General features: G+C 39.5%; 1 protein-coding gene. It reads left to right on the top strand.

Annotation, left to right across the window (positions count from 1 at the left end; genetic code table 11):
- The first annotated feature begins 92 nt into the window (after window positions 1-92).
- Window positions 93-1,349 (top strand): IS4 family transposase, encoded by a 1,257-nt coding sequence (locus GQR54_RS19410; RefSeq protein WP_166379701.1) that lies wholly within the window; start codon window positions 93-95, stop codon window positions 1,347-1,349.
- Window positions 1,350-1,363: the final 14 nt, after the last annotated feature.

Below are 1,363 nucleotides of genomic sequence, written 5' to 3'. Positions count from 1 at the left end.
TCATAGGTTGGATCTTAAGAAAACTTGAAGTTGAACTCTGTTAATGATCAAATAGTTACGCCAATAAAAACATGACTAAAAACAGAGTTCACATGCAGATTAACCAAGTTTCAAACCAATTAAAAGCCCTTATCTCAGAAAAACACCTCATTGAGCTTGCAAAAAACTCTGGATTTCAAGTTCGACACCGTTGCCTGTCGATCGTTTCTCTGCTCAAAGCCGTATTCAAAAGCTTATCTTGCCTGCAAGACGCTAACTTGTCAGATATCCATCAAAACTTGCGAACGCAGGCTGATTGCGCAATAAGTTATAAACCCTTTCATAATCAAATTCGAAAACCAGCCTTGACTGAGCTTGTCCGTGAGCTCGTTATTCAAGCGATGTCTAAATTGGCTGTAAACACGCTGGATAAAACCTTTTTTACCCAGCGAGGAATACAGCGAGTGTTATTGCAAGATGGTTCTTCATTTGCTCTACATGATGAATTAGCACAGGTTTTTGCTGGTCGTTTTACTGCTGTAAGTCCTGCCGCAATTGAGTTGCACGTTACCTATGACCTATTTAATGAACAACCCTGCGAATTAGATATTCGTCCTGATGTTGAAACTGAGCGCGCCTTTTTACCAGGTAGTCACACACTTGAAGATACGTTATTACTTGCTGATGCTGGGTATTTTGACTTAGATTACTTTGAGCAAGTAGCTCAAGATGGCGGATATTTTTTGATCAGAGCAAATAAAAACGTTAACCCAATCGTTACATCAGCTTATTGCGCGGGTATAGAACTTAAAGAAAAGAAGATTAAACTCAAAACGTTACTCGATAAATTCGCAAGCCAACCACTTGAATTAACAGTACGTTGGAAGAAAAATGGGCCCGAGTACAGGCTTATCTATCTACCGAATGAAAAGCGCCCCGTTTTCCTTGTTACTAATTTAAAAGAGGCACAGTTTAACTTTGACGAGCTACTCGATATATATGCAACTCGTTGGCAAATTGAGTTGTTTTTCAAAGAACTAAAGTCATGGAATAACCTTAAAGGGTTCATCACACGAGATCCTCATATTGCCGAATCATTGGTTTGGCTGAGCATATTGCAAACACTTATCAAGCGTTTTATCTGCCATAGTGCAGCGGCTATGTTTAAGTGTGCGATCTCGACATTTAGAGCGAGTAAGTGCAGTTATCTTTGGCTGGATGATATTCTGGATTGCATAGAACAAACACGGTGTAGCCATAAGATACATCGTGTACTTGAGTTACTAGCGGTAAATTGTAAGCGGCAACGCATTGAAAAAAATGATATTTGCCGTTTTAAGATAGGAAGTCACACGGTCTGTGTTCCTTAAGAACTAAGCTATGA

The organism is Pseudoalteromonas sp. Z9A4 (assembly GCF_011378845.1).
GTDB lineage: Bacteria > Pseudomonadota > Gammaproteobacteria > Enterobacterales > Alteromonadaceae > Pseudoalteromonas > Pseudoalteromonas arctica.
The sequence above is the reverse complement of the archived record's forward strand: the minus strand, read 5'-3'. Positions and strand labels throughout refer to the sequence as shown.